Origin of the sequence: Undibacterium sp. MH2W (genome assembly GCF_049340215.1) — a bacterium.
Classification (GTDB): Bacteria; Pseudomonadota; Gammaproteobacteria; order Burkholderiales; family Burkholderiaceae_D; genus Undibacterium.
In genome coordinates this window covers 236,960-262,883 of sequence record NZ_JBMPPA010000003.1, presented here as the reverse complement: position 1 = coordinate 262,883, position 25,924 = coordinate 236,960, and the positions used below count along the sequence as shown (strand labels likewise).

Genomic DNA, 25,924 nt, shown 5'->3' with positions numbered 1-25,924 from the left:
TTGCGAAACAAACCCGCCAACTCACTCAATGCGGCGACGAAACACCCAGTGTTTGTCATCAGACTCTTCTTCGCAAAACGCATACTGCTCGATATCAAATGCTTTGATATCCTGAACATGTGTAATGGCATGTTCAGCACAGTAGCGCGCCATCAATCCCCGCGCGCGTTTGGCATAAAACGAGATGATTTTGTATTTGCCGTTTTTCCAGTCTTGAAAAATGGGAGTCACTACTGTGCCATTTAACAACACTGGCTTCACAACCTTAAAATATTCTTCTGACGCCAGATTCAACAAGGTCCCTGCCCCAGTCCTCTTTAATTGTCGATTGAGCGCATCAGTGACCTTCTCGCCCCAAAAAGCATACAAATTTTTACCCCGCGGGTTAGCCAGCGCCGTTCCCATTTCGAGCCGGTAAGGCTGCAAGATATCAAAGGGTCGTAAGGCACCATATAATCCCGATAATATTCTCAAATTTGTCTGTAGATAATCGAGTTGCGTCTCTGTCAGGCTTGATGCCCGAAGTCCCTCGTACACATCGCCATTAAAAGCAAAAATGGCCTGCCTATTTTTTTTACTTCTTGGCTTTTTTTTCCATTCTTTAAATCGCGTAACATTCAGTTCCGCAAGATCGGCAGAAATATCCATCAGCGCACTTAAATCCGCTGCTGAGAGCTGGTTGGCGACACCGACAAGCTGCTCGGCGTCGTCTAAAAATTCTGGGTGGGTAAAAATAGTTGAACTGACTGGTGTTTCATAATCGAGACTTTTTGCTGGAGATAATACAATGAGCATAGTTATTGACTTCTTAAAACATAATGAACTCCATCATACCTAAGCGCATCATCCTTGACACCAATGTTTGCCTCGATTTATTTGTTTTTCAGGATCCACGTTGGGAGCGACTGCTTGCAGGGCTGCAAAATGGCAGTTTGAAAGCGTTTACTCGCCCTGAATGTAGGGATGAATGGCTCGCTGTTCTGAAATATCCGCACTTACCAATCACGGCGGAAAACGTTGAGAGTATCAAAATACAACACGATCACTATATTGAGTGTGTTTCTCCCGAGTCTCGCGCCGAGATCAAATTGCCGATTTGCACAGATAAAGACGACCAGAAATTTCTCGAAATCGCACGAGACACAGAATCTCATTTTTTAATTACGAAGGACAAAGCTCTGCTTAAACTGGCGAAAAGAATTCGCAAACTTGGCTTGTTTAGTGTGTTGACCCCTGAGGCTTTTCTGGCGAACGACGATGGAAATTCACCTCAAACTGTATTTAATCAATCAAAAGAATGACAATTTTTAAAAGCATAGGTTACTCTTTCCGAAAGTCCTGCTAGTATAGAGCGAGACCCAATTTGCACATTCGATGAAAAAGAATGTCATAGGTTAATGAAAATAAAATTTCAAAATCTCCGTTGCTTTAAAAACCACTCTTGAGATCACCTTTTCTCACTTTTTTTGCTTAGAAGTAACGACAGACCATGATATTTGTGGAAAAATGCACAAAAGTCACAGCGATTATGGAGAATGAAGAACTATGACCGATTCAGCAGATGATCTGGATGCATTGTTTGAAGAGATGGCAACCCAACGCCAAGAAACAACTGCAGCCCCCGCACCGATTGCCCAATCTGCTCAAGAAGCAGTCGCCGATACTTCTGCAGCCGTCGGCGAACCCCTAGCAAAGCTTAACCCCCACAATACTGACGAAGATGCTACGAAGCCAATGTTTGATCGGCTCGGTAACGTCGTTCGCATGTTGCACGATTCGATGCGTCAACTTGGCTACGATCGGTCCTTGTCAGATGTCGCTATCCAGGTTGCTGACGCAAAAGACCGTCTCGAGTACGTCGCTACTCTGACCGAACAGGCGGCTAATAAAGTATTGAACGCGACAGATCTCGGCATGCCTGAGCAAGATGAGTTGGCAAAAAAAGCCAAAAGCATGGATGCCCGTTGGGATGACCTCTTCGCGGGCAAACTCAGCATCGATGAGTTCAAAGCCCTCGCTGCAGACTCAAAAGCCTTTGCCAATATTGTGATGAGCGCCACAGATGCCGAAAAAGCGCGCCTCCTTGATATTATGATGGCGCAGGACTTCCAGGATCTGACAGGTCAATTAATCAAAAAAGTAGTCGCAATTAATAAAACGGTTGAACGGGAGTTAGCGCAAATCTTGCTCGACAACGCACCGTCAGACTTAAAAGAGAAAGCAGTAGAATTGATGGAGGGGCCATCCGTTCCTAATGCAGCACTGGAACAGGATGACGTCGATAATCTTCTTGATAGCTTGGGTTTCTAATGGATGACATGCTCAAAGAATTTGTCGTCGAGGCGCTCGATCTGGCGACAAATGTAGAAGAACATCTGCTCTCACTTGAGCGCAACCCTGGCGACATGAATACGCTCAATGCGGTCTTCAGGTCGTTTCATACCATTAAAGGCGGCGCAGGTTTTATGAACCTGACCGCGATGGTCTCTGCATGCCACCTGACGGAAAATTTATTTGATGCATTGCGAACCGGACAAGTGGCTGTCACACCGGAAGCAATTGAAGCTGCACTCGAAGCAAGCGGGTTTGTCGCAGACCAATTAACAGCGCTCAACAACGGCGTTCCACCTGAGCAGCTCTCAACGATGCCAAAATCGTTGGAAACCATGCTGACCGATGCGATCGAAAGTAAAGGCGTTAGCAAAAAATCCGCAGAGCCTGCAGCCAATCCCGCAAAAGCACCAGCACCTGCACCTGCCGCACCGGTTGCTGCCGCTGTCACTGCAGCACTCGCAGCGCCCGCTCAAGAACAAAATGACAATGTCGACTGGGAAGCCTATTACCGTGCCGTAACACCTCCAGGGACACTACCCGAAGTCAAGGCGGCGCCGGTTTTTGAAAGTGCACCGATGCCGGCGAGTGTCCGCGAAGAGACCGAAGCAGTGAAAACGTCGCTCTCTAATGCTGACATTAAACAAAATGCACCGGTAAAAGAAGAAAGCATTCGTATTGATGCCGTGAAACTCAATGTCTTGCTTGAGGTCGCGGGCGAATCAGTACAAGCAGCGAACCAAGCGGCAGTGCTCCTGGAAAAACTCGGTCAATTCAAATTTGAAGGCCAAGCTGCTCCATTAATGGCTGCACTGACAGAGACACTGACGCGCGCATCGCGATACTCCACCGAACTGCAACGCGCCACACTGGCGACTCGCATGCAGCCTGTTGGTCGCTTGTTTCAAAAGTTTCCCCGATTGGTGCGTGAATTAGCACGTGACTTGGGTAAAGATGTTGATCTGAACATCACAGGTGCTGAGACTGAGGTTGATCGTGTTGTGGTTGACAGCCTATATGATCCGTTGGTCCACATGCTTCGTAACGCACTTGATCACGGTATTGAGACATCCGAAGAGCGTCTCATTGCCAATAAGTCCCCACGCGCAACCATCTCTTTGAAGGCTTGGCAAGAAGCCAGCAGCGTCATGATCGAAGTCTCTGACGACGGTAAAGGCATGGACGCACAGCGACTCCGCGATAAAGCGATTTCAAAAGGCTTGATCAATTCTCACGATGCGCGCACCGATGATGAGGCCTTCCAGCTGGTTTTCCTGCCTGGTTTCTCAACAAAAGAAGTGGCATCGAGCGTGTCCGGACGTGGCGTCGGCATGGACGTGGTCAAAACAGCCGTGGAGCGCCATCGCGGGGCAATTCGTATCGCCTCAGAACTCGGAAAAGGAACAACGTTCTTGATTCGACTGCCAATCGAATTGTCCATTGTACCAACCATGGTCGTTCGTACCGACGGTGCGTCTCTCGCCTTGCCAATGGCAACTGTGCAACGTGTGGTCGAGCTCCCGGAAACATTTGAAAGCGTGGGTGGTCAGCCTGTCCTGCGGGATCTGGGTCGTCCGTTACCGATCAAATCGCTGGGTAAAACACTGGGTTATTCTCCATCATCAGAACGCGTTGGTATTGTTATCGCAGCGCCGAACCCTTACATTTTGTCGGTCGACTCTGTTGATGGCACTGCCGATCTCGTGATTAAACCTCTGACTTGCATCAGCACGCCAGGGATTACTGGTACGGCGCGCTCTGCTGAGGGTGAGCTCGTTCTTGTGATCAGCCTATCTTTCCTCATTGATGGCTGTAAAGTGCGTGAACTCATGACAAATTAAGCATCAGCGAAAACGTCATCTAAAAAGGGTTTATTTCGGAAGGAATAAGCCCTTTTTCTTTGGCAGCGACAGCCCATTAAGAAAGCGGATATCGCCAACAAGAGTGCGTAGCATTGCCCTGATTTACCCATGTTTTTTTCAAACGATGGGGCTGGACAACACAAGTTGACATACTCTGGCAGAATGAACGCCATTCTCACTCAGAACTCGTTCCCATGTCAGCAACAACACCTTTGATTTCAGACGACGCCTTGGACATCGACACTTTTTTAAAAACGAGTCGTTTTGCCGCGCTTCCACCTGCTTTTTATACGTATTTACAGCCCACGCCGCTTCCCTCACCGTATCTTGTAGGTCTGAGCGTCGCACAGGCTGAGGCGCTCCACATCTCGCCAATGCAATTTGATCGCTCTGACGTTATTGGATTGTTGACCGGCAGCCTTGTCCCAGCAACGGCATCCCCCTTAGCGAGCGTCTACTCGGGACATCAGTTTGGTGTGTGGGCGGGACAACTCGGTGATGGTCGCGCGATCCTCTTGGGTGATGCCATCGACAAAAACCAGCAACGACTGGAGGTTCAACTCAAAGGAGCCGGTCCCACTCCGTATTCTCGATCGGGAGACGGACGCGCTATTCTCAGATCGTCAATTCGGGAATTTTTGTGCTCCGAAGCGATGCATGCGCTGGGCATCCCCACCTCAAGAGCATTGTGCGTGACTGGTTCTGATCATTACGTCTTCCGTGAAGCACCAGAAACCACGGCAGTCGTCACCCGTCTCGCCCCTAGCTTTATCCGATTTGGCTCGTTTGAACACTGGTATTACAACCGACGCCATGAAGACCTGAAGACATTAGCTGACTTTGTCATTGAACATTATTACCCAGAATGCAACGACACCGACAACCCTTATCAGCAGTTACTGGCGGCCATCAGCCTTCGTACCGCAGAATTGATGGCTCAGTGGCAATCAGTTGGGTTTATGCATGGCGTCATGAACACAGACAATATGTCGATTCTGGGATTAACGATCGATTACGGTCCTTTTGGCTTCATGGAAGCATTCGACGAGAACCACATCTGCAATCACACAGACCAACAAGGCCGCTACTCATACAGAAATCAACCCAGCGTCGGTAACTGGAACCTACATGCGCTTGGACAGGCGCTACTGCCACTAATCGGCTCAGTTGAAGACACGCAAGCGGCGCTGGCAAACTATGCGAAAAGTTTTACGACAAAGTGGGCCGAGTTGATACGCAAGAAATTCGGGTTCATCACGCCCCACGAGACAGACAAAGCGCTCACAGATGACTTCTTTACGTTATTGCAAAATAATCATGCCGACTTCACGCTAAGTTTCCGCGCATTATCTGCCGTTGACAATCATTCGACGACGAACGATAACGCCCTACTCGATCTCTTTATTGACAGAGAAGCATTAAAAGCATGGTTAGAACGATATAGAGAGCGGCTCAACTTGGAATCAAGTGATGCATCCGATCGGCATGCGAGGATGCGGGCGACCAATCCGAAATATATTTTAAGGAACTATTTAGCCCAAAATGCGATCGAAAAGGCGCAAAACAAAGATTTTTCTGAAATAGCCAAATTATTAGCCATATTAGAGAAACCCTTTGATGAACAACCAGAACACGAAGCCTATGCAGCACTACCTCCTGACTGGGCAAAGCACCTCGAAGTTAGTTGTTCATCATAAATGTTCACAAAACCTCACTAACGTCCGCTAAAAACTAGGCATCAACACATGACGTACATCAGAATATTGTGTACCATCTGCGACGCTCAGTTGTGCGGCGTCAGTGAGGTCGCTGGTCACACACGCCAGCAACCCAATTCGCTATTTAACTCATCAACGACGTCTGCATTGAATGAAATTTCTTTTTGATTTATTTCCAGTAATTCTGTTTTTCGTGACTTTCAAGTGGGGCGAAGGACACGTTCCCGCCGCGCAGTCTCTGGTGGAAAAATACCTCTCAAGTTTTGTGTCCGGTGGCATCAGCGATCCGGCTTTAGCACCAATATTGATCGCAACGGCCGTCACATTAATTGCCTCGATCGTTCAGATCTCTTCATTGCTGATCAGACGAAAAAAAGTGGACGCTATGTTGTGGATCTCCTTCATTATCATCATGGTCTTTGGTGGTGCAACCATCTACTTCCATAGTGATACGTTCATCAAATGGAAACCCACGGTTTTGTACTGGTGCTACTGTGGTGCATTTGTACTTGCACAGTTTGTTTTCAAGAAAAACCTGATTCGTACCGTCATGGAGGCGCAAGTCAAGTTACCAGAACAGGTTTGGAGTAATTTGAGTCTTGCTTGGGCTGGGTACTTTTTCGTTATGGGCTTACTCAACATTTATGTTGCGTTTCAATTTTCGACTGATACCTGGGCCAACTTTAAACTGATTTCCATGGTGGGGATTACGCCAGCGTTTATCGTTGTGCAAAGTTTGTTTTTATCAAAATACATGGAGGAGACGCCATAATGTCGCGCTTAGATCAACTGCAATCACGACTGACACTTGCCCTAAAACCCTTGGTGTGCGAGCTTCAAGACGATTCCGCAGCACACGCAGGACACGCTGGCGCCGCATCTGGAGGGGGGCATTACAATTTGAAAATAATTTCTCACGATTTTGAGGGGTTAAATCGCATTTCTCGTCATCGACTGGTGTATGATGCCATTGGCGATATGATGCACACGGAAGTTCACGCGCTAGCAATTGTCGCGTTGGCACCGTCAGAGATACCGACCTAAGCAGTTTACTTACAATCCGTTTTTTTTATTTTGTTATTTAGGAACAGACAATGACTTTTAAACCTGCTCTTTTGCTGGTAGCACTTCTTGCAACTGCTTTGCCAGCAATGGCCCAAAATCTCGCTGTAGTGAATGGTAAAGCCATTCCTTCTTCTCGCGTTGATGCACTTGTCAAACAATTGACATCCCAAGGCCAACAAGACACCCCAGACCTTCGCGCTAAAGTAAAACAAGAACTGATCAGTCGCGAAGTGTTGATGCAAGAAGCTGAAAAATCCGGCTTAGCATCTAATCCAGAAGTCAAAAACCAGTTAGAAATCGCACGCCAATCTCTGTTGATTCGCGCATTGATGATCGAACACATCAAGAAAAACCCAGTAACAGACGCTGAAATCCAAGCGGAATACGACAAAGCAAAAGCACAAGCTGGCGACAAGGAATACCACGCTTACCATATTCTGGTCGACAAAGAAGACGACGCAAAAGTCATCATTTCCAAGTTGAAAGCAGGCGCTAAATTCGAAGAACTGGCAAAACAGTCCAAAGACACTGGTTCTGCAACAAAAGGCGGCGATCTTGATTGGGCAACACCAGCCACTTTCGTTCCTCAGTTCTCTGAGGCAATGGTTGCACTGCAAAAAGGTCAATTCACAGAAACACCTGTGAAAACCCAATTTGGCTTCCACGTCATCAAGTTGGATGATGTTCGCCCATTGAAATTCCCTACGCTGGAAGAAGTAAAACCACAAATTATCGATGGTTTGCAACAGCAAAAAGTACAAAACTATCAACAAGCATTGTTGAAAAAAGCGACAATCAAATAAGCTGACTCAGTGAAGCTGATCTAATGAAGCTGATTCGCTGAATAAAAAAGGGTGTACGTTGTTAGACGTACACCCTTTTTACTTTGGTGCGCAAAAAGTAGGCAGGGCAATGTCACTTCTCTTGCCCTGCACAAGTTTTACAAGCCCAAATCGGGCCAAAGCGCGTCTATCCGCCCTTTTACCTCATCACTCATCACAATCGTCGTTCCCCACTCTCTATCCGTCTCACCGGGCCACTTATTTGTCGCATCAATCCCCATTTTGCTCCCCAAGCCACTCACCGGCGACGCAAAATCAAGGTAATCGATCGGTGTGTTATCGACCAACGTGGTATCACGGCTAGGATCAACACGTGTCGTAATCGCCCAGATCACCTCTTTCCAGTCGCGAATATTCACGTCTTCATCGACCACGACAATAAATTTGGTGTACATGAATTGGCGCAGAAAACTCCACACACCAAACATGACCCGCTTGGCATGGCCGGGATATGACTTTTTCATCTGCACGACCGCCATGCGGTAACTACATCCTTCAGGGGGCAAATAAAAATCAGTAATCTCACTAAATTGTTTTTGCAAAAGAGGAATGAACACCTCATTTAATGCAACCCCCAGCACTGCAGGCTCATCAGGTGGTTTGCCTGTGTACGTTGAGTGATAAATCGGGTCACGACGCATCGTAATACGATCGATGGTAAATACAGGAAACCAATCTTGCTCATTGTAGTATCCAGTATGGTCACCGTACGGCCCCTCTAAGGCATGTTCATAGCCGGTCGGATGGGACTCGTCAGGATAAATATGCCCTTCCAAAACAATCTCGGCCGACGCTGGAATGCGTAACTCGCTCCCGATAGCCTTCACAAGCTCAGTGCGACTTCCGCGCAATAAACCAGCGAACTGGTATTCAGACAAACTATCAGGGACCGGTGTGACAGCACCCAAGATCGTTGCTGGATCAGCACCCAATGCGACTGCGATGGGGTACGGTTTCCCTTTATTCACGATGCAGTGCTCACGAAAATCTAACGCGCCTCCGCGATGCGCCAACCAACGCATAATCACTTTATTTCGCCCTAACACCTGCTGACGATAAATACCTAGATTCTGTCGCTTCTTATTAGGCCCTTTCGTAATAACCAAGCCCCAGGTAATCAAAGGTGCGATGTCACCAGGCCAGCAGTGCTGAATAGGCAAGCGCGCCAAATCAACATCATTTCCTTCCCAGACAATTTCTTGACATTTCGCACCACGTAACTCTTTGGGTGCCATATCCCACACTGCTTTGACCAAGCTTCCCATACCGAGAATATCTTTAAATCCTTTCGGTGGTTCTGGCTCTTTCAGTGCAGATAAAAGATGTCCAATCTGCCGTAACTCCGTGACATTATCAGCCCCCATTCCCAGCGCCACACGACGCGGCGTGCCGAATAAATTTCCTAAAACAGGGATGGAATGTCCTGTCGGTTTATTAAATAACAGGGCAGGTCCTTCGGCACGTAGAGTGCGATCGCAGATCTCAGTCATCTCTAGATGCGGAGAAACCTGAATATCAATCTGCTTTAGTTCATTCATCTCTTGCAATTGAGAAATAAAATCTCTCAAATCGGAATATTTAATCATTTTTCTCGTTTTCGTATGTCTAAACTAGTTAGTGAAGCTTTTTTATCTAAGTATTTGATTTTATTGAACTTTGATGTGAAACCAGGCAATTCTTTATATTTAAAAGTAATGATATTTCATTTTGATAGTATTGACGTGATATAAAACCGCCCCTACAATTCGCCCAACTTGATGAAGAGACGTAGGGTTCAACCGCCTTAAGTGCGAAGAGGGTCTCACCAATAACGGTAACATCATTCACGGGGATCGGGCCCCACATGACATTGTAAGGATTGTTTTCAAAAGGCGTCTGCCTTCACCCGAAAAAAAGTTATTTATCGCTGGAGGCTCCAGTACCAAGTGTGACGAACTTAAACAGATAAATAACTCCGGCGTCTTCAGATCGCGCCATGCGACGAGGACGATGTTTCTGATTCGTGAAGTAGTTTTTGTATGTCGCTTGAGTTTAGGTACGTACATCGCGATGATTCAGGAGGTTACATGATTCAACGTTTTATTTTAGCTGTACAACAAAGCGGATTATCCGCTGAACAAAAACGCGCTGCGCTCAATGCAGTTGCACGTGATACAACAAGTGGCTTCATCACAATTTTGCGCCACTTGCTGGTAATGACAGGCGTCACAGCCATCGTCTTACTAACACTGATGTTTATCAAACCAGAGTTAGCAGATAAATTTAAAAATTTATCCCCGTTTGCAGAGCCAGAACAACTGGCTGAAGCTGAAGTACCGCCACCAAGCCTGGCAATGCTGATGCAAGCACCAAATCAAGCCGCACAACCTGCGACGATCCGCACCGCGAGCACAAGTGAAGACGATCTTAAATTGGTCGGCACACAACGCCAACAGCAATGGGTAACAAACTGGCTTTCTAAGCGCTATCGCGTTGCCACAGATGCGACAAACATGCTGGTTTCAGCTGCTTATCTGACAGCCAAGGATATCAAACTCGACCCGCTGCTGATTTTGTCCGTCATGGCCATTGAATCGGGTTTAAATCCTTTCGCAGAAAGCCCTGTCGGCGCACAAGGATTGATGCAAGTGATGTCAAAAGTGCATCAAGAAAAATTTGAAGACATGGGTGGCATCAAAGCCGCACTCAACCCAGTCGCCAACATCAAAGTCGGTGCCTTAATCCTCAAGGATTACGTCTCTCGCGCTGGATCGGTCGAAGCGGGTCTAAAACTGTATGTCGGCGCAGGCGCCTTTGACAACGATGCAGGTTACGGCACACGTGTCATGACTGAGTACAAACGTTTAAAAGACGTATCAGCTGGAAAAAACGTGCCGACCGTGTTTGCTAACCCCGTTACGACAGCACCAGCCGCACATCCTGCTGTTCCTGTTATCAGAAATGACCCTAATGAGGCAAAACTGAAGACGGAATCAAAAGATCAAGTTGCCGCTCTTTGATGGACCCTCAATAGCCCTCGTCATCAACGTCATATAAAAAGCTGCCACGACATCACGTCATGGCAGCTTTTTTTACATCCTCAATACAGACAACAACTGATCGAGTCCGATGTTACTGGCGTCATCCCCTTGCAAGCAGAAATTTTCTCAGACGAGCGACAGCCTCCTGAAGATTCTCAAATGAGTTGGCATACGACAAACGTACATATGATGTGGCTGTGGCGGGCCCAAAATCGAGACCCGGAACAATGACAACACCAACATCTGTTAAGACCTGTTTGGCAAACGCGTCCGCATCCTCTGTGAATCGTGAGCAATCGGCATAAACGTAAAAAGCACCATCAGGCATGACAGGGATCCCAAATCCTAATTCTCGGAGTGCAGGCACGATAAAGTCACGACGACGTTTAAACTCTGCTTTTCGTTGCTCATAGATTGCGATTACATCCGGAGAAAAGCAAGCCAGCGCGGCATACTGCGCCACAGACGATGGGCAAATAAAGAGGTTTTGCGCCAACTTCTCAAGCGCTGGCACCATGCGCTCTGGGATGACGAGCCACCCCAGTCGCCACCCGGTCATATTAAAATATTTACTGAAGCTATTAATCACAACGACATCGTCATCTAATGACAGCGCAGAAAATGGCGCAGCATCATAAGAAAGCCCCTGATAAATCTCGTCCACGATCGTAAAACCACCACGCTCTTTGACACTAGCGATAATTTTTTTCAACTCACCACGCTCGATCGAGGTACCGGTTGGGTTGGATGGCGAAGCAAGTAAAACGCCAGCGGTCTTTTCTGTCCAGTTGTCACGCACCATATCATCCGATAATTGAAAACGGTGTGTAGGACCACTTGCCACCAGCCTCGCCTGCCCTTCAAATGCAGCGACGAAATGTCGATTGCATGGGTAAGACGGATCTGGCATCAGCACTTCACTACCGGCTTCCACCAGCGCCGCACATGCCAACAGCAGTGCCGCTGACGCACCGGCGGTCACAACAATACGCGACGCAGGCACATGGACCCCGAATTGATCGCGATAATGTGCTGAAATCGCTTCACGTAATGCGGGCACCCCCAATGCTGACGTATATTGAAGTCGACCATCCGCCATCGCCTTTGCTGCTGCATCGATGACTTGTTGTGGTGCAGTAAAGTCCGGCTCTCCAATTCCCATATGAATCAAATGACGTCCTTCCGACTCAAGGGCGGCGGCCATTTTCATTAACTCCATAACGTGAAACGGTGCGATGTGATCTAAACGTGAGGCGAGTTGATTTTCCATAAGCATTTCTTAGTCACCAGTGGTACAAGGCGACAATCAATATTGATAAAAAAACCGCCAGTTTTCTCAAAGAAAAAAGGCGGTATCGTCTGTGATACAGAACTGCGAGGACGGCGCGGTTTATTTCGCACCAACCTCTTGTGGACGCAGCTTGACGGCTAGCTTATCCAGTACACCATTGACGTATTTGTGTCCGTCGATACCACCGAATGATTTAGTCAATTCAACAGCTTCATTGATGACGACGCGGTAGGGAATTTCAATATGATTTTTTAATTCATAGGCACCGATCAGCAATGCTGCATGCTCAATCGGTGATAATTCTTGAATGCCACGATCGATCAAAGGAACGAATTCTTCGCGAAGTGCGATGGAATGATTGATGGCGCCGTGCAATAACGCATCAAAATGCTCGCGATCAGCTTTATCAAATCCGTGCGCCTGACGAATATGCGCGTCAATCACACCAGAATCTTCGTTATTGAGCAACCACTGATAGAGACCCTGCAGCGCGAATTCGCGGGCGCGGTGGCGCGGCGAGCGGCTTTTACTTGGATTGGCGTGTTGCGTTTTATTATTCATTGTTTTCTCTTACTAAATTATTTCCTGCAAGCATAACTACTTTGCGCCGACTTCGCTAAATCTTGAGAACGGTTCGCGCTTGCGTTTTTCATCATCATTGCCGAGTGGTGGAACCTCTCACTCAGCAAGATGCTACCCTGATTTAGGCGTCGTAGTCGACATCCTCTGTCGCTTCCGCCAATTCCTCCAGCGCCAGCGTCAAATTCGCCATTTCTACTGCCACACGTGCAGCGTCAGCGCCTTTTTCATGCATACGCACTTCTGCCTGCTCATCGTTCTCGGTCGTCAAGATGGCGTTAGCAATCGGAATGCCTGCATCCAGACCAACACGTGTAATACCAGCACCAGATTCGTTCGATACCAACTCAAAGTGGTAAGTTTCACCACGAATCACTGCGCCAAGAGCGATCAAGGCATCAAACTGATTGGTTTCTGCTAATTTTTGCAGCGCCAGAGGTACTTCTAACGCACCAGGTACCGTCACATGGAGGATGTCCTCGTTCATGACACCAAGACGTGTCAGTTCCGCCAAACACGCAGACAAGAGGCCATTGCCAACTGTTTCGTTAAAGCGTGCCTGTACGATACCGATACGTACACCTGCGCCATCCAGATTTGATTCGTAGTGTCCAACTGTCATCATATTCTCTCTTCTGCGCTCGTGCGCCTCATTCTATTCAAAATTATGTGTATTTTTATTCAATTGAAACGGCATGCACCGCAGCGATGTCATGCTATCAATGCAAAGTGCAATGCCAAAGTTTCAATAAGCAAGCTTCTTATTGATTGCAAGGCTTATCGAGGTAGCCAACGACCTCCAGATTAAATCCCATCATCGATGGCATCTTACGTGGATTTGCCAGCAATTTCATTTTACCGACGCCAACATCTTTCAAAATCTGCGCACCAATGCCGTAGTTGCGCAAATCCATGCTAGCAGCACGTCCGACCGGCTTTGTTTCAGGTGCATTCAGCGCCTTAAACTGGTCAAACATCTGCTCAGCCGTTTCTTCGCAATTTAATAAAACAATCACGCCCGATTCTGCGGCTTGCACAGCTTGCATTGCAGCAGCAATGTTCCATGAATGGGTGGTCGCTTTGCTTTCGAGCAAATCTAAAATCGACACAGGCTGGTGAACGCGGACCAAGGCTTCTTTTTCTGGCGAAATAGCGCCATGAATTAATGCCAAGTGTGCCGAACCACTCGGCTTGTCACGATATACCACTGCTTTAAAACTACCGTGTACTGTTTGCATTTCGCGTTCTGCGACACGATCAACAATACTCTCAGTTTGGCTGCGATAGTGAATTAAATCGGCAATCGTACCGATTTTTAATTGATGTTCTTTGGCAAATTCGATCAGATCCGGCAAACGTGCCATCGTGCCGTCGTCTTTCATGATCTCGCAGATCACGGAAGCCGGTGTTAAACCAGCCAGCTCTGCCAGATCACAGCCCGCCTCAGTATGACCAGCGCGCATTAACACGCCGCCTTTTTGCGCCTTTAAAGGGAACACGTGACCTGGCTGGACGATATCATTCGCCGTTGACTTTTTATTAACAGCAACCTGCACTGTCCGCGCACGGTCGGCTGCTGAGATCCCTGTCGTTACGCCTTCAGCTGCTTCGATCGACACCGTAAAGTTGGTACCAAACGACGTACCATTACGTGTCGTCATCATCGCGAGATTTAACTCATCGCAGCGTTCTTCGGTTAAGGTCAGACAAATCAGTCCGCGACCAAACTTTGCCATAAAATTAATGGCCTCAGGTGTCACGAACTCGGCGGCCATAATCAGGTCGCCTTCATTCTCACGATCTTCCTCGTCAACCAGAATGACCATGCGGCCAGCCCGCAGCTCTGCGACGATTTCTTGGGTATTAGACATGCTCATAGGGGGTATCCTGAAGGGTCTTTGCTCAAGTGCTTTGCACGAGCACTGCCAACTGCATTTGAAAGAAGCCGTTATTTTAAAGGATTTCGCCCTACACTTCCCGTGCTTTCTGTTCTTTTAAAGCGTTTTTCCTAGATTTGGATCATGCCGCGCCCAATTTCTATCACTTTACCCCCGACTTGTATGGTCTTATTACTCAGCAATTCGAGATAAAGCTGACTTGGGCGTTTCATTTGAACACCCTGCGTTACCGTCATTTTGACGGGAATAGCACGGTGATGATGCAACCACCAGCCACCCAAATTGGCGCAGGCAGATCCCGTTGCTGGATCTTCTCCACAGCCACCATGACGAACAAAAAAGTATCTCGCCGTCACCTGAACTGCCGACGTGCTTGGCGACGTCCCTTCTGTTATCGCAAAGACATATCCCGTTTGTCGCCCAAGGCTACTTTTCGGCCACTTATCCATCAGGTGACTATTTAATTTTGCCCGATGAACCGCATCAACGCTCACCAGCGGTATAAGCAATTGGTCAGATCCCGTATTGATCCAAAGAGGCTCTCCCGCTATATCTTCCCTCGACAAACCAAGCATCGGTGCCAGTTCGGCGCTACTGATCTGGCAAGGGGCCACTTGTGGGGCCTTCGGCGCTGCAAACGTCCATATCCCATCGTTGAGGTGTAACGGAACAATTCCAGCCTGACATTCGAGTGTCAATGCATCTCCCGTTTGGAATAACGCTTGAACGACAGACGCCGTTCCGATACTTGGATGTCCGGCAAACGCCATTTCTGTCTCGGGGGTAAAAATACGCATCCTCGCCGTGGCTTTTTCTGAGGGAAGAATAAAGCAGGTTTCAGACAAATTAAATTGCAATGCTAATGCCTGCATTTCTTCGTCAGATAACCCCTCCGCCCGCTCAACGACGCAGAGAGGATTACCACCGAAGACAGACTCAGCAAATACATTCAAAAGACGGTAAGGAAAAGTTCTTTTCAGATCCATGGGGGTAGTTTGACGCCAAATGTTTGACAAGGACGCATTGTATGACGATTTTATTTGCCATATCGCCAACATTGAAAGTTTCGCGTCAAGTTTTCAGTTCACAATACAGAAAAATGCCGTTTGCCCCAGCAATAACGATCGGACAAAAAAACAAGGGACGCAGACTGCGACGACAGATCACTGGTAAGCTAAGACCATCCAACACCATCGAAAACAATCAACAATGTCCGAGCAAACCCTGACCCCACGCCACCTCATGACCGCCCTTATCGTCGTTCTTTTATGGGGGATGAACTTTGTCGTGATCAAGATTGGTTTAAAAGGCATTCCTCCGTTGTTGATGGGTGGGTTGCGGTTTTCGCTTGTGGCGATTCCGTCGATTTTCTTTATCCCAAGGCCAACAGTGCCTTGGAAACTGCTGGTGACTTATGCGCTCACGATTAGTCTCGGACAGTTTGCTTTTTTATTTTCTGCAATGTCTCTCGGCATGCCAGCGGGACTGGCGTCGCTTGTGTTGCAGTCACAAGCATTTTTTACTGTTGGGCTATCAGCAATGGTCTTTGGCGACAGATTACGTACAAGCAATCTCATCGGCATGCTGATCGCGAGCCTAGGACTGGCGCTATTGGGGAGTATCAGTATTCATCAAACAGGCAGCCATGTAACGCTCATCGGTTTTTTGTTGACCCTATGCGCGGCGGCTTCTTGGGCCACGGGTAACGTGATCAATAAAAAGATCGGTCCAACGGCGGTACTCAGCTTGGTATCGTGGAGTGCCCTTGTCCCTATCCTCCCCTTTTTTGCTCTTTCTTTCTATTTTGAAGGCGAAGACGCCATTGCCTTTAGTCTTCGGCACATGACCTTACCGTCGGCATTGTCGCTGGCTTATCTTGCGTTTGCTGCCACCCTGATTGGGTACACCTTATGGGGCAAGCTGCTTTCCGCGTTGCCGACGCATACCGTCGCCCCCTTGACCCTGCTTGTGCCCGTCGTGGGACTCACAACGGCATGGGTAATTTTAGGAGAAGCGCTAACGTTTTTACAGGTCATCGGTGCCATGGTTGTCATGGGAGGTTTATTGGTCAATGTGTTTGGTCTGAAGTTATGGAATGCCATGATGAATATCAAAGCACATCCCTAGAAGGCTCCAGCACTCGCAAAACGACGAGAAAGCGACATCGGTATATCTACGTAAAATAACTTCGCATATGATGGAATGATTCCACCATTGAACAACGAAAGCCTTACCAACAGAACTTGTTATTACTGACTTTTGCAAAGGGACACTTGCATGCAAACACCGCGTTTAAGCATTGACATAGGTAGTACCGAACAACCCCTCATCGAGCAGTCGTTAGGACATTTTTTTGACGGCATGGTAGAACGCTACCCAGAGCGTCCTGCACTGGTTTCGTGTCATGAGGGCATTCGCTGGAGTTACCGTGAATTGCAACAAGAATCAAATCGCTTAGCGAGTGCATTGCTTGAATCAGGTCTCGAAGTGGGTGACCGATTGGCGATCTGGTCTAATAACAACGCACCATGGCTATTGACGCAACTTGCAACAGCGAAAATTGGCGTCATCCTCGTTAATATCAATCCCGCCTATCGCGTCTCCGAATTGGAATACGCGTTAAATAAAGTAGGTTGTAAAGCGCTTATCACCATGTGCGATTTCAAGGGAAGTAATTACCTTGGAATGATCAATGAATTAGCACCCGAATTATCTCAATGCGCAGTAGGCCACTTAACTGCGGCGCGACTCCCTGCATTAAAAATGGTGATCCACTTGGGCGAACAAGAGGTAACTGGCATGCTTCGTTTTGCGGATTTGATGCAACGTGGATCACCAAGCGATACGCGCCTCACAACCATTGGTGCTTCATTGAAAAATGACGATGCGATCAATATTCAATTTACTAGTGGCACGACGGGGTTCCCCAAAGGGGCGACACTTACTCACCGCAATATTCTGAATAATGGTTTCTTTGTTGGGGAAGCAATGCACCTCACAGAGCACGATCGCTTATGCATTCCGGTTCCGCTTTACCATTGCTTCGGGATGGTCTTAGGCAATCTCGCATGCCTCACACACGGTGCTTGCATCGTTTTCCCGAACGCCTCTTTTGATCCCTTGCTGGTGTTAGAGGCTGTGCAAAACGAACAATGTACGGGTCTACACGGTGTGCCAACAATGTTTATCGCCGAGCTCGACCACCCTCGTTTTGCAGAATTCGATTTATCCACGCTGCGCACCGGCATCATGGCGGGTTCACCATGCCCCATCGAAGTGATGAAACGTGTCGTTCGAGATATGCACATCAGCGAAATCACGATTGCCTACGGCATGACCGAAACCAGTCCTGTTAGTTGTCAAAGTAATGTTGAAACCTCATTAGAAAAACGCGTCTCCACCGTCGGTCAGGTGCAACCGCATTTACAAGTCAAAATCGTCGATCCAAATACAGGCAATGTGGTACCGAGGGGAGAAACTGGCGAACTGTGCACCTTAGGCTATTCGGTCATGAAGGGCTACTGGGGCGACCCAGCAAAGACAGCGGAAGCGATCGATACCGAGGGCTGGATGCATACAGGTGATCTTGCTACGATGGATGATGAAGGTTACGTTAATATCGTTGGTCGCATGAAGGACATGGTGATTCGTGGTGGTGAGAACGTCTATCCACGTGAGATCGAAGAATTCTTATATCGTCACCCTCAAATTCAAGATGTGCAGGTGATTGGTGTTCCGGATAAAAAATACGGTGAGGAATTATGTGCGCTCATCATTGTGCGACCTGGTGAACAAGTGACGGAGCAAGACATCCGTACGTTTTGCCAAGGTCAAATCGCGCATTACAAGATCCCTCGCTATCTCCGTTTTGTTGATGCATTTCCGATGACCATCACAGGAAAAGTGCAGAAATTTAAGATGCGTGAAATGATGCGAGAGCTACTCAATCTAGAAGAAAGCAAAACTGCCTAGAAGAGCGACTTTGAGCCGTAATCGTAAAACATTCCACTCCTGTATTAGTAGGAGTGGAACTGCACAAACGGTGCTCCGCTAAGAAATTAAGGCGTGTCGCACGGCACCAGGTTTTCCCATGGCATGTGAAAAGTACCCGGATGAATGCTGGCACAGACGCTGTTGCCTATTGGAGTAGCGTCATAGGCGGAACGTGAAACCTTGAATGAGGTGTCACCCCGATAGGTTTCATCTCTACTTCTCACGTCAAGATAATTCGCCGCGCCTTTTCCGGTTGTCATGTGTTTCCCGACGACCACGAGCTCATAGCGTGTTGCTTCATGATGATCGAGCGTGGTATTGAGCAAAATAACGGCCCCACCCGCATAGATCACCAATGATGGGAAAAATCCGAAGATCCCTGTCCACGTGAGCTTGGCACCACGCGATAAGCAGATCACCAAGAAAAGCATCGATAAACCGCCCGTTAAGCCCATGATCAGCGGTTTTTGCCAATGCAGCGGAAAAGTCGCCAAACCCGGACGAATGCCAAGCAAAAGCATGTAAAAACTGACCGATGAAAACATCATCAGTGGCTGCAAATTCAATTTACGCAGCAAATTCACTTTATCCAATTCAATTAAGGTAAAGTGGCGCGACTTTGCAAGTAGTCCGATACACAGCCACGGGCCGCTGAGCAGAAAAAGTATCAACATGGACGATGGCACGGGCAGAAAAAACATGCCGATGCTGAGCGCAATAAATCCATAGCCAACAACATTGAGCGTACGGCGCCAATTTTTAAGCGTCAACATGCGCTCTTCCGGCGTAGCTCCCAGATCAACATCATGTGCTATCTCTTGTTGCGCCAAGCGTTCATCGATCTCGTCGAGATTACGTAAGTCCATCAACCATGAAATAAATTGTGGATCAGTCGAGAAAGGCTTGGAAACAGTGATTTTCTTTTGGCTCTGATGGAGTGGCATCACATCGATCATTGTGGCGTTTTTGACGATGCGACGACGATAACCGTCGATGTCATGACGATACAATTCTCGCTGCCCAAACGCGCTCGACTGCGCAATCCTATCGTGATACAGCTCCAGTCTAGATGTGATGGATAAAAGCGGCAATACTACGCCAAGGATAAGGATGACCAACCCAACGATGAGGCCGACACCACTATCATGGCGCAACAGAGTGAGCATCACCGCACCCACAAAGCAGAGGAAAATGCCAACGCAAATAATCACCAAGCGTTGCCAGACAGGTGTGCGAAAAACGATGGGGTAAGACGGAAAATTCATGGCAACCTGTTGTCGAGGGGATGAGGCATTATGCATGGAAATAACTTAAAAATAAAAAAAGGCGACCACTGTCGCCCTTTTTTCGTGATTCGTCTAATCGATAACACGAAGATTAATTTAGAGTCCCGTTTTTTCTGCGATGAATGCCTTCATCGTCGCGACATCGGTTGACATGACCTCAAAACGCTGCGGCAGCGATTCAATTGCTTCAAACCCTGCTGGACGTTCAGCGTCGCGCCCCAGGGCTTCTTTAATGGTTTCATTAAATTTAGCAGGCAATGCGGTCTCCAACACAATCATTGGAATTCCTGGCTCCACATGTTCCAGTGCGACTTTGATGCCATCTGCCGTATGGGTATCGATGGTGATGCCGTATTGCTTTTCGACGGCTCTGATTGTTTGTAAGCGATCGGCATGAACTGATTTGCCAGACACAAAACCAAATTGAGCGACTTTTTTAAATTCATCGCCATCACTACCTGGCTGACCAGATAAATCAAAGCCCCCTTCTTTTTCCACCTTATTGAACAAGGCTTTTACACGCGCAGCATCACCATCAAGTAAATCAAAAATAAAACGCTCAAAATTAGAGGCTTTAGAAATATCCATCGATGGGCTTGTCGTATGCCAGGTCTCAGCGGACTTACGAACGCGATAGATCCCTGTCCGGAAAAATTCGTCTAACACGTCGTTCTCGTTCGTCGCCACAACCAGCTTAGCAATCGGCAGTCCCATCATACGAGCGATGTGTCCGGCACAAATATTACCAAAATTGCCAGAAGGAACCGTAAATGAGACACGTTGACTATTGTCAGTCGTTGCACTCAGATAGCCCCGGAAGTAGTACACCACTTGAGCCACTACGCGCGCCCAGTTGATGGAGTTGACGGTGCCGATTTTTTGATACTGTTTGAAGGCTAGATCATTGGATACGGCCTTCACCATATCTTGGCAATCATCGAACACACCTTCGACGGCGATGTTAAAAATATTAGGATCTTGCAAACTGAACATCTGCGCTGTTTGGAACGCGCTCATTTTTTTATGCGGTGATAGCATAAAAACACGGATGCCCTTCTTGCCACGCATGGCATATTCTGCCGCGCTACCAGTATCACCCGAGGTGGCACCAAAAATATTTAACTCTGCATTATTTTTCGCTAAGGTATATTCAAACAAGTTACCCAGCAACTGCATTGCCATATCTTTAAATGCTAATGTGGGTCCGTTTGAAAGCGCCTGCAATACCAATGTGCGGTCAGCTGTTGATTCAAGGGTGCGCAACGGCGTAATTTGCGCTGCATCCTCGCCAGCACGGGCATTGCGGTAAACAGCGGCGGTGTACGTTTTATCTGTAATTGCTTTTAAATCTGCGGCTGGAATATCGGTCGCAAATTTGCTCAACACTGCAAATGCAAGATCAGCATAAGACAGCGTGCGCCATTCGTTGAGTTCTTCGTGAGTAACTTGAGGGTACACTTGCGGTAAATACAAGCCACCGTCCGGCGCCAGACCACCTAACAAGATTTCAGAAAAAGACTGCGCTGCGGTATGCCCGCGTGTAGAAGCGTATTGCATAAGATGACAGAGAAGAATGAAGGTGAAAGTCGAATATTCTCTCTATTATATCGTCCTTAAGGCCTCAAAACCAACGCAAATTCGGCGCAATCCTATTAAATTGCGAGTTTCATTCGGCAATAAGGCGATCTGGATGAGTATAGACGACAAAACCAGTGCGTCGCACAAACCCAATGAGACAAATTCCGGCATCACGCGCCATTGAAATTGCCAGACTCGTTGGTGCTGACACCGTCGCCAGCACCGAAACGCCGGCCCGAGCGCACTTCTGTACCAATTCATAACTGGCACGACTGCTCATAATGACGAACCCTGCACGATCAGCAAGTGCTTTCCTTTGTGCGATAGCACCGATGAGTTTATCCAATGCATTATGACGCCCCACATCTTCGCGCAGCAAGACAATATCACCTTGCAAATCCACCCACGCTGCCGCATGCATGGATCCAGTCATTGCATTAATCACCTGTTTTTCATTGATGTGTGCAAAGGCGCGCTGCAACACTGATTTTGTGATCGTTAAGGTTGTCGGTATCGATTGACAAGAACCAGCCGTAAGATCGAGCGCTTGCAAGCTCTCAATGCCACATAAACCACATCCCGTCGGGCCGGACAATGTACGACGCTTTTCCTTCAGTCTCATGAAACAAGCTTGCGCAATCTGCAGATGCACTTCAACGCCCACGGCTTGACCACCCTCGTCGGCGGCCGACTGCACGACTTCCATATCGTAAATTTGTGCGAGAGAATCGACAATGTTTTCAGAGAGCGCGAAACCATAAGCAAAATCTTCAAGATCAATGGGACTTGCCATCATGACCGCGTGGGATATCCCATTAAATACCAACGCAATCGGTACCTCCTGAGACACCACGTCAGATTCAACAACTGCATCCTGAGAGGAAAAAGAATGCCGCTCAATATCAACGTTAGTAATGGCGATGGCAACGTGTGGCTCCCCGCCCGCCTCTGAAGGGACATCGGACGTTGTCGCTGTAGGTAACTTCATGACTCAATGATTCCGGTTATTAGCGATTTCTTCGAAAACCAGCTGTCCTTGGCGGCTCAGACGCAACAATAAACGATCACCGTCTTGCTGCGACACGACCCATCCCAAGGCTGGATACCCGCCAATATTACCATCTCCCAGAAAAGCAAGGCAGCGCAGCAAAGTACTCATCCTGACACCAAGACGCTTGCTGACCTTCAGCGCCGACACAGGCTCTGAACATAATGCTAACTCGCGTACGACTCCTTCGACCAACGGCATCAGCGCTGGGTCATTTGCCAAGATCTCAAGAATCGTTGTTGCCATCGTCGCTCACGGTGTCTCAGGATGGTGCGGTGACAACACCACAGGAATCGACTTTGAGGTCGGCGTTCTTGCAAAATCAGCATAACTCGATAAAGGAACCAAGCCATTTGTTTCTGGAAAATAGGCCGCCAAACACCCCCGAGGAATATCATAGGCGACCAGCATAAAGCGCTTCACGCACCGTTTCACGGGGTCATCACTGATACTCGATATATCAACCCAATCACCTGCCTGCATACCAAGCTCGGTAATATCCCTTTCATGGATGAACAACACACGGCGTTCTCCAAAAACGCCGCGGTAGCGGTCATTGAGACCATAGATTGTTGTGTTGTATTGATCATGTGATCGAATCGTTGCCAAGGTAAATACCGGTGACGACAGCGATTGCGCTGTGTGCGATGGAGACGCATTGACTGGTAGAGGGAAAGCAAAAAAATTCGCTTTTCGTGTTGGTGTATTCCAGACACGCTCGCGTGCTGTGTTACGCAAATGGAATCCACCAGGTACATGCACCCTTGCATTAAAGTTCGCAAACTGTGGAAACACATCCGCAATCTTGTCACGAATCACATCATAATGCGCCACCATTCCCATCCAATCAGTACGACTTCTATGCTTGAGTGTTGCAGACGCAAGACGGGCAATGATCATCGGTTCTGAGAGCAAATCCGGCGAGGCGGGAGGATTAATGCCGGACGACAAATGCACCATACTCATGGAATCCTCCACCGTGACAGCTTGGGGTCCGGATGCCTGCATATCAATTTCCGTTCGACCTAAACAAGGCAGAATCAACGCATCGCGCCCATGCACCAGATGGCTACGATTAAGTTTCGTTGTCACATGCACCGTCAACGCACAGTGACGCAAAGCGCGTTCGGTAACCGCAGTATCCGGAGCCGCCACGGCAAAATTGCCGCCTAAAGCGAAGAACACTTTATCGGATGATGCAAGCATCGCTTCAATAGCACCGATGGTGTCATAACCATGCTCTTGAGGTGGATTGAAATCAAAGACAGCGCCTAAACGTTTTAAAAATTCCGCTTTCGGTTTTTCGTCGATACCCATCGTACGGTCACCCTGCACGTTGCTGTGTCCCCTGACAGGGCAAAGCCCCGCACCCAGACGACCAATATGACCACGAATAAGCAATAAATTGCTAATCATGCGTATCGTCGCTACGGCATGCTTGTGCTGCGTAATCCCCATCCCCCAACACGCGATCACTTTTTCGGCACGAAGATACGTCGTTGCAGCGGCTTCAATTTGCTCTCGACTCAAGCCCGACCCAGCAGTGATCGTCTCCCATGGTTCTGCTAACACATCATCGGCAAACGCATCAAAACCTGCGGTATGTGACGCGATGAACTCGGTGTCAAGTAAGCGAGGCTGTCCTTGCTGCTGCGCGAGCAAATCTTGTTCAAGTACGTATTTGATGATGCCTTTGACCGCAGCGAGATCCCCGCCGATCTTGACTTGCAGGTATTGTGAAGAAATGACCGTTGATTGCCCCGATAGCATTTCTTTCATATCTTGAGGATTTTGAAACTTCTCTAGACCACGCTCACGTAGAGGATTAAAAGAGACGATGGCCGCGCCCCGTTTTGACGCCGCCCGCAACTCTCCTAACATGCGAGGGTGATTTGTTCCTGGATTTTGACCGAAGATAAAAATGGCATCGGCGTGTTGAAAATCCTCAAGCAGCACCGTTCCTTTCCCAACACCGACGGCTTCGCGCATCGCATAGCCAGACGGCTCATGACACATGTTAGAGCAGTCAGGAAAGTTATTCGTACCAAACTCGCGCACAAACAATTGATACAGAAAGGCAGCTTCATTGCTGGTTCTGCCAGATGTATAAAATATCGCATCGTTTGGCGAAGGAAGTGCATTGAGATGCGTCGCAATGATCTCAAACGCGGCATCCCATGATAGCGGTTTGTAATGATCTGTTGCGGGATCATAGCGGAGCGGATGGGTTAATCGCCCCTGCCCTTCCAGCCAATGATCTGTCTGCTCGGCAAGCTTGGTTACCGACATTTTTGCAAACAAGTCCGGCGTCGCGCGGCGTCCTGTTGATTCGGCAGCAACTGCCTTTGCACCGTTTTCACAAAACTCAAACGTCGATGTATGGTCCGCATCGGGCCATGCGCAGCCGGGACAATCAAACCCGTCAGGCTGATTAGCGGCAAACAAGGTGCGCACCCCTTTTGCGGGAATACCCTGCTCAAAAATCTGCTGAGCAACGCTTTTCAATGCCCCCCAACCACCCGCAGGACGGTCATAGATTTCAATCGTCTTTTTACTCATTGCTTATTCTTTTACCCTTCTCTTTTACCGTGATAGCAGCCTCGTGACAGGCTTTTATTCACGCCATCGTCTCACTTTTGGATTTGACGATGATCATGGACGGAATAGGATAAAAGTGCAATACAGACAACATCAAAATTCACTGTTCACTCGACGGATATTTGTGAGTAGATGTAACAACGCCGCCTTCCACGACAAGCAAACCCGCAATGGCGAACCAGACGGCGCAGATCTTGAGCTTACTTTCGGCGACTAGCGGTGAATAACGACCAACAATGCTTTTGCTTCTGTTTTACCAGTGTTGCGAATGGCATGGTTCTTATCCGCATCGTAGCGCGCTGTTGCACCAACCTTCACTTTTTTACGACTTGCCTCCACTTCCACTTCAATACTGCCATGCAACACAGTCAAGTGCTCCACCGCACCTGGATCATGCGAATTCGACACCAAGGCACCACCTGGTGCCAATGTGACTTCATACCATTCATATTTTCCAGCCAACTCCATCGGGCCCAATATCCGCAGCGTGTATCCAGCGTGTTCACCGGGTAGCGTCGGTGTCTCGTGTGCTTCTAAAATGCGAATATCATCGAGTTTTGGCCCTTCGGACGATAACAATTCTGCAATAGACACCCCTAGCGCGTTCGCCAAGCGCCATGTAACGGCAATCGTCGGATTTGCTTTCTCTCTTTCAATTTGTGACAGCATTGATTTAGAAACACCCGCTGTTCGAGATAAATCCTCCAACGTCAGTCCCCGCTCCAGACGCATTTTTTGCAAAGTCGCGCCCACTTCCGGCGGCGTATTGGACAAAACTTTTTTCATAAAGACTATTGCACCGTTAAAAAAGTAAG

23 protein-coding genes are annotated in these 25,924 nt (G+C 48.1%); 10 read left to right on the top strand and 13 right to left on the bottom strand.

What is annotated here, in order from left to right:
- Positions 1-21: 21 nt before the first annotated feature.
- Positions 22-795 (bottom strand): peroxide stress protein YaaA, encoded by a 774-nt coding sequence (yaaA, locus tag ACO0K2_RS09160; RefSeq protein WP_423017949.1) that lies wholly within the window; start codon positions 793-795, stop codon positions 22-24.
- Between the two features lie 23 nt (positions 796-818).
- Between yaaA and ACO0K2_RS09155 the strand changes: the two genes are divergently transcribed.
- The 7 genes from ACO0K2_RS09155 to ACO0K2_RS09125 all read left to right on the top strand — a co-directional run bounded on the left by ACO0K2_RS09155 (position 819) and on the right by ACO0K2_RS09125 (position 7,779).
- A complete protein-coding gene (locus tag ACO0K2_RS09155; protein ID WP_423017947.1) occupies positions 819-1,301 on the top strand; it encodes a putative toxin-antitoxin system toxin component, PIN family in 483 nt (160 codons plus the stop codon).
- A 244-nt stretch (positions 1,302-1,545) separates the two neighbouring features.
- Entirely contained in the window at positions 1,546-2,310 is a 765-nt protein-coding gene (locus ACO0K2_RS09150) for a protein phosphatase CheZ (RefSeq protein ID WP_423017945.1), read from the top strand.
- On the top strand, positions 2,310-4,172 hold the full coding sequence (locus ACO0K2_RS09145; protein WP_423017943.1) for a chemotaxis protein CheA: 1,863 nt from the start codon (positions 2,310-2,312) through the stop codon (positions 4,170-4,172). The genes ACO0K2_RS09150 and ACO0K2_RS09145 overlap by 1 nt, the downstream gene beginning before the upstream one ends.
- Before the next feature lie 215 nt (positions 4,173-4,387).
- Entirely contained in the window at positions 4,388-5,890 is a 1,503-nt protein-coding gene (locus tag ACO0K2_RS09140) for a protein adenylyltransferase SelO (protein ID WP_423017941.1), read from the top strand.
- Positions 5,891-6,062: 172 nt separating this feature from the next.
- Entirely contained in the window at positions 6,063-6,683 is a 621-nt protein-coding gene (locus tag ACO0K2_RS09135; RefSeq protein WP_423017939.1) for a septation protein A, read from the top strand.
- Positions 6,683-6,955: a BolA family protein gene (locus tag ACO0K2_RS09130; RefSeq protein WP_423017937.1), complete on the top strand. Its 273-nt coding sequence runs from the start codon at positions 6,683-6,685 to the stop codon at positions 6,953-6,955. The genes ACO0K2_RS09135 and ACO0K2_RS09130 overlap by 1 nt, the downstream gene beginning before the upstream one ends.
- 50 nt (positions 6,956-7,005) lie before the next feature.
- Positions 7,006-7,779, top strand: coding sequence for a peptidylprolyl isomerase (locus ACO0K2_RS09125; RefSeq protein WP_423017935.1), 774 nt, complete (start codon positions 7,006-7,008; stop codon positions 7,777-7,779).
- Between the two features lie 137 nt (positions 7,780-7,916).
- Here ACO0K2_RS09125 and ubiD read toward each other — a convergent pair whose 3' ends face one another.
- Complete coding sequence (ubiD, locus tag ACO0K2_RS09120) at positions 7,917-9,401, bottom strand: 4-hydroxy-3-polyprenylbenzoate decarboxylase (protein WP_423018476.1); 1,485 nt, start codon at positions 9,399-9,401, stop codon at positions 7,917-7,919.
- A gap of 483 nt (positions 9,402-9,884) precedes the next feature.
- On the opposite strand from ubiD, the gene ACO0K2_RS09115 reads away from it, so the two are divergent.
- Entirely contained in the window at positions 9,885-10,817 is a 933-nt protein-coding gene (locus ACO0K2_RS09115) for a transglycosylase SLT domain-containing protein (protein ID WP_423017933.1), read from the top strand.
- A 121-nt stretch (positions 10,818-10,938) separates the two neighbouring features.
- Here ACO0K2_RS09115 and ACO0K2_RS09110 read toward each other — a convergent pair whose 3' ends face one another.
- The 5 genes from ACO0K2_RS09110 to ACO0K2_RS09090 all read right to left on the bottom strand — a co-directional run bounded on the left by ACO0K2_RS09110 (position 10,939) and on the right by ACO0K2_RS09090 (position 15,592).
- On the bottom strand, positions 10,939-12,108 hold the full coding sequence (locus ACO0K2_RS09110; protein ID WP_423017930.1) for a pyridoxal phosphate-dependent aminotransferase: 1,170 nt from the start codon (positions 12,106-12,108) through the stop codon (positions 10,939-10,941).
- 120 nt (positions 12,109-12,228) lie between these two features.
- Complete coding sequence (gene nusB, locus ACO0K2_RS09105) at positions 12,229-12,690, bottom strand: transcription antitermination factor NusB (protein ID WP_423017928.1); 462 nt, start codon at positions 12,688-12,690, stop codon at positions 12,229-12,231.
- A 142-nt stretch (positions 12,691-12,832) separates the two neighbouring features.
- Positions 12,833-13,330, bottom strand: coding sequence for a 6,7-dimethyl-8-ribityllumazine synthase (ribH, locus tag ACO0K2_RS09100; RefSeq protein WP_423018474.1), 498 nt, complete (start codon positions 13,328-13,330; stop codon positions 12,833-12,835).
- 139 nt (positions 13,331-13,469) lie between these two features.
- The gene (ribBA, locus tag ACO0K2_RS09095; protein ID WP_423017926.1) at positions 13,470-14,585 is read right to left on the bottom strand and encodes a bifunctional 3,4-dihydroxy-2-butanone-4-phosphate synthase/GTP cyclohydrolase II; all 1,116 of its coding nucleotides are present in this window, start codon (positions 14,583-14,585) and stop codon (positions 13,470-13,472) included.
- 131 nt (positions 14,586-14,716) lie between these two features.
- On the bottom strand, positions 14,717-15,592 hold the full coding sequence (locus ACO0K2_RS09090) for a PhzF family phenazine biosynthesis protein (RefSeq protein ID WP_423017924.1): 876 nt from the start codon (positions 15,590-15,592) through the stop codon (positions 14,717-14,719).
- Between the two features lie 238 nt (positions 15,593-15,830).
- Between ACO0K2_RS09090 and ACO0K2_RS09085 the strand changes: the two genes are divergently transcribed.
- Positions 15,831-16,733, top strand: a complete 903-nt coding sequence (locus ACO0K2_RS09085; protein WP_423018472.1) for an EamA family transporter — start codon at positions 15,831-15,833, stop codon at positions 16,731-16,733.
- Between the two features lie 150 nt (positions 16,734-16,883).
- Positions 16,884-18,578 (top strand): AMP-binding protein, encoded by a 1,695-nt coding sequence (locus tag ACO0K2_RS09080; protein ID WP_423017922.1) that lies wholly within the window; start codon positions 16,884-16,886, stop codon positions 18,576-18,578.
- 86 nt (positions 18,579-18,664) lie between these two features.
- Here ACO0K2_RS09080 and ACO0K2_RS09075 read toward each other — a convergent pair whose 3' ends face one another.
- The 6 genes from ACO0K2_RS09075 to ACO0K2_RS09050 form a co-directional block, all read right to left on the bottom strand.
- Complete coding sequence (locus ACO0K2_RS09075) at positions 18,665-19,864, bottom strand: hypothetical protein (RefSeq protein WP_423017920.1); 1,200 nt, start codon at positions 19,862-19,864, stop codon at positions 18,665-18,667.
- Positions 19,865-19,981: 117 nt separating this feature from the next.
- Positions 19,982-21,442, bottom strand: coding sequence for a threonine synthase (gene thrC / locus ACO0K2_RS09070; protein ID WP_423017918.1), 1,461 nt, complete (start codon positions 21,440-21,442; stop codon positions 19,982-19,984).
- A 109-nt stretch (positions 21,443-21,551) separates the two neighbouring features.
- The gene (gene fdhD / locus ACO0K2_RS09065) at positions 21,552-22,451 is read right to left on the bottom strand and encodes a formate dehydrogenase accessory sulfurtransferase FdhD (protein WP_423017916.1); all 900 of its coding nucleotides are present in this window, start codon (positions 22,449-22,451) and stop codon (positions 21,552-21,554) included.
- A 3-nt stretch (positions 22,452-22,454) separates the two neighbouring features.
- Complete coding sequence (locus tag ACO0K2_RS09060) at positions 22,455-22,757, bottom strand: hypothetical protein (protein ID WP_423017914.1); 303 nt, start codon at positions 22,755-22,757, stop codon at positions 22,455-22,457.
- 6 nt (positions 22,758-22,763) lie between these two features.
- Complete coding sequence (locus tag ACO0K2_RS09055) at positions 22,764-25,070, bottom strand: FdhF/YdeP family oxidoreductase (RefSeq protein WP_423017912.1); 2,307 nt, start codon at positions 25,068-25,070, stop codon at positions 22,764-22,766.
- A 252-nt stretch (positions 25,071-25,322) separates the two neighbouring features.
- A complete protein-coding gene (locus ACO0K2_RS09050; RefSeq protein ID WP_423017910.1) occupies positions 25,323-25,895 on the bottom strand; it encodes a helix-turn-helix domain-containing protein in 573 nt (190 codons plus the stop codon).
- Positions 25,896-25,924 lie beyond the last annotated feature (29 nt).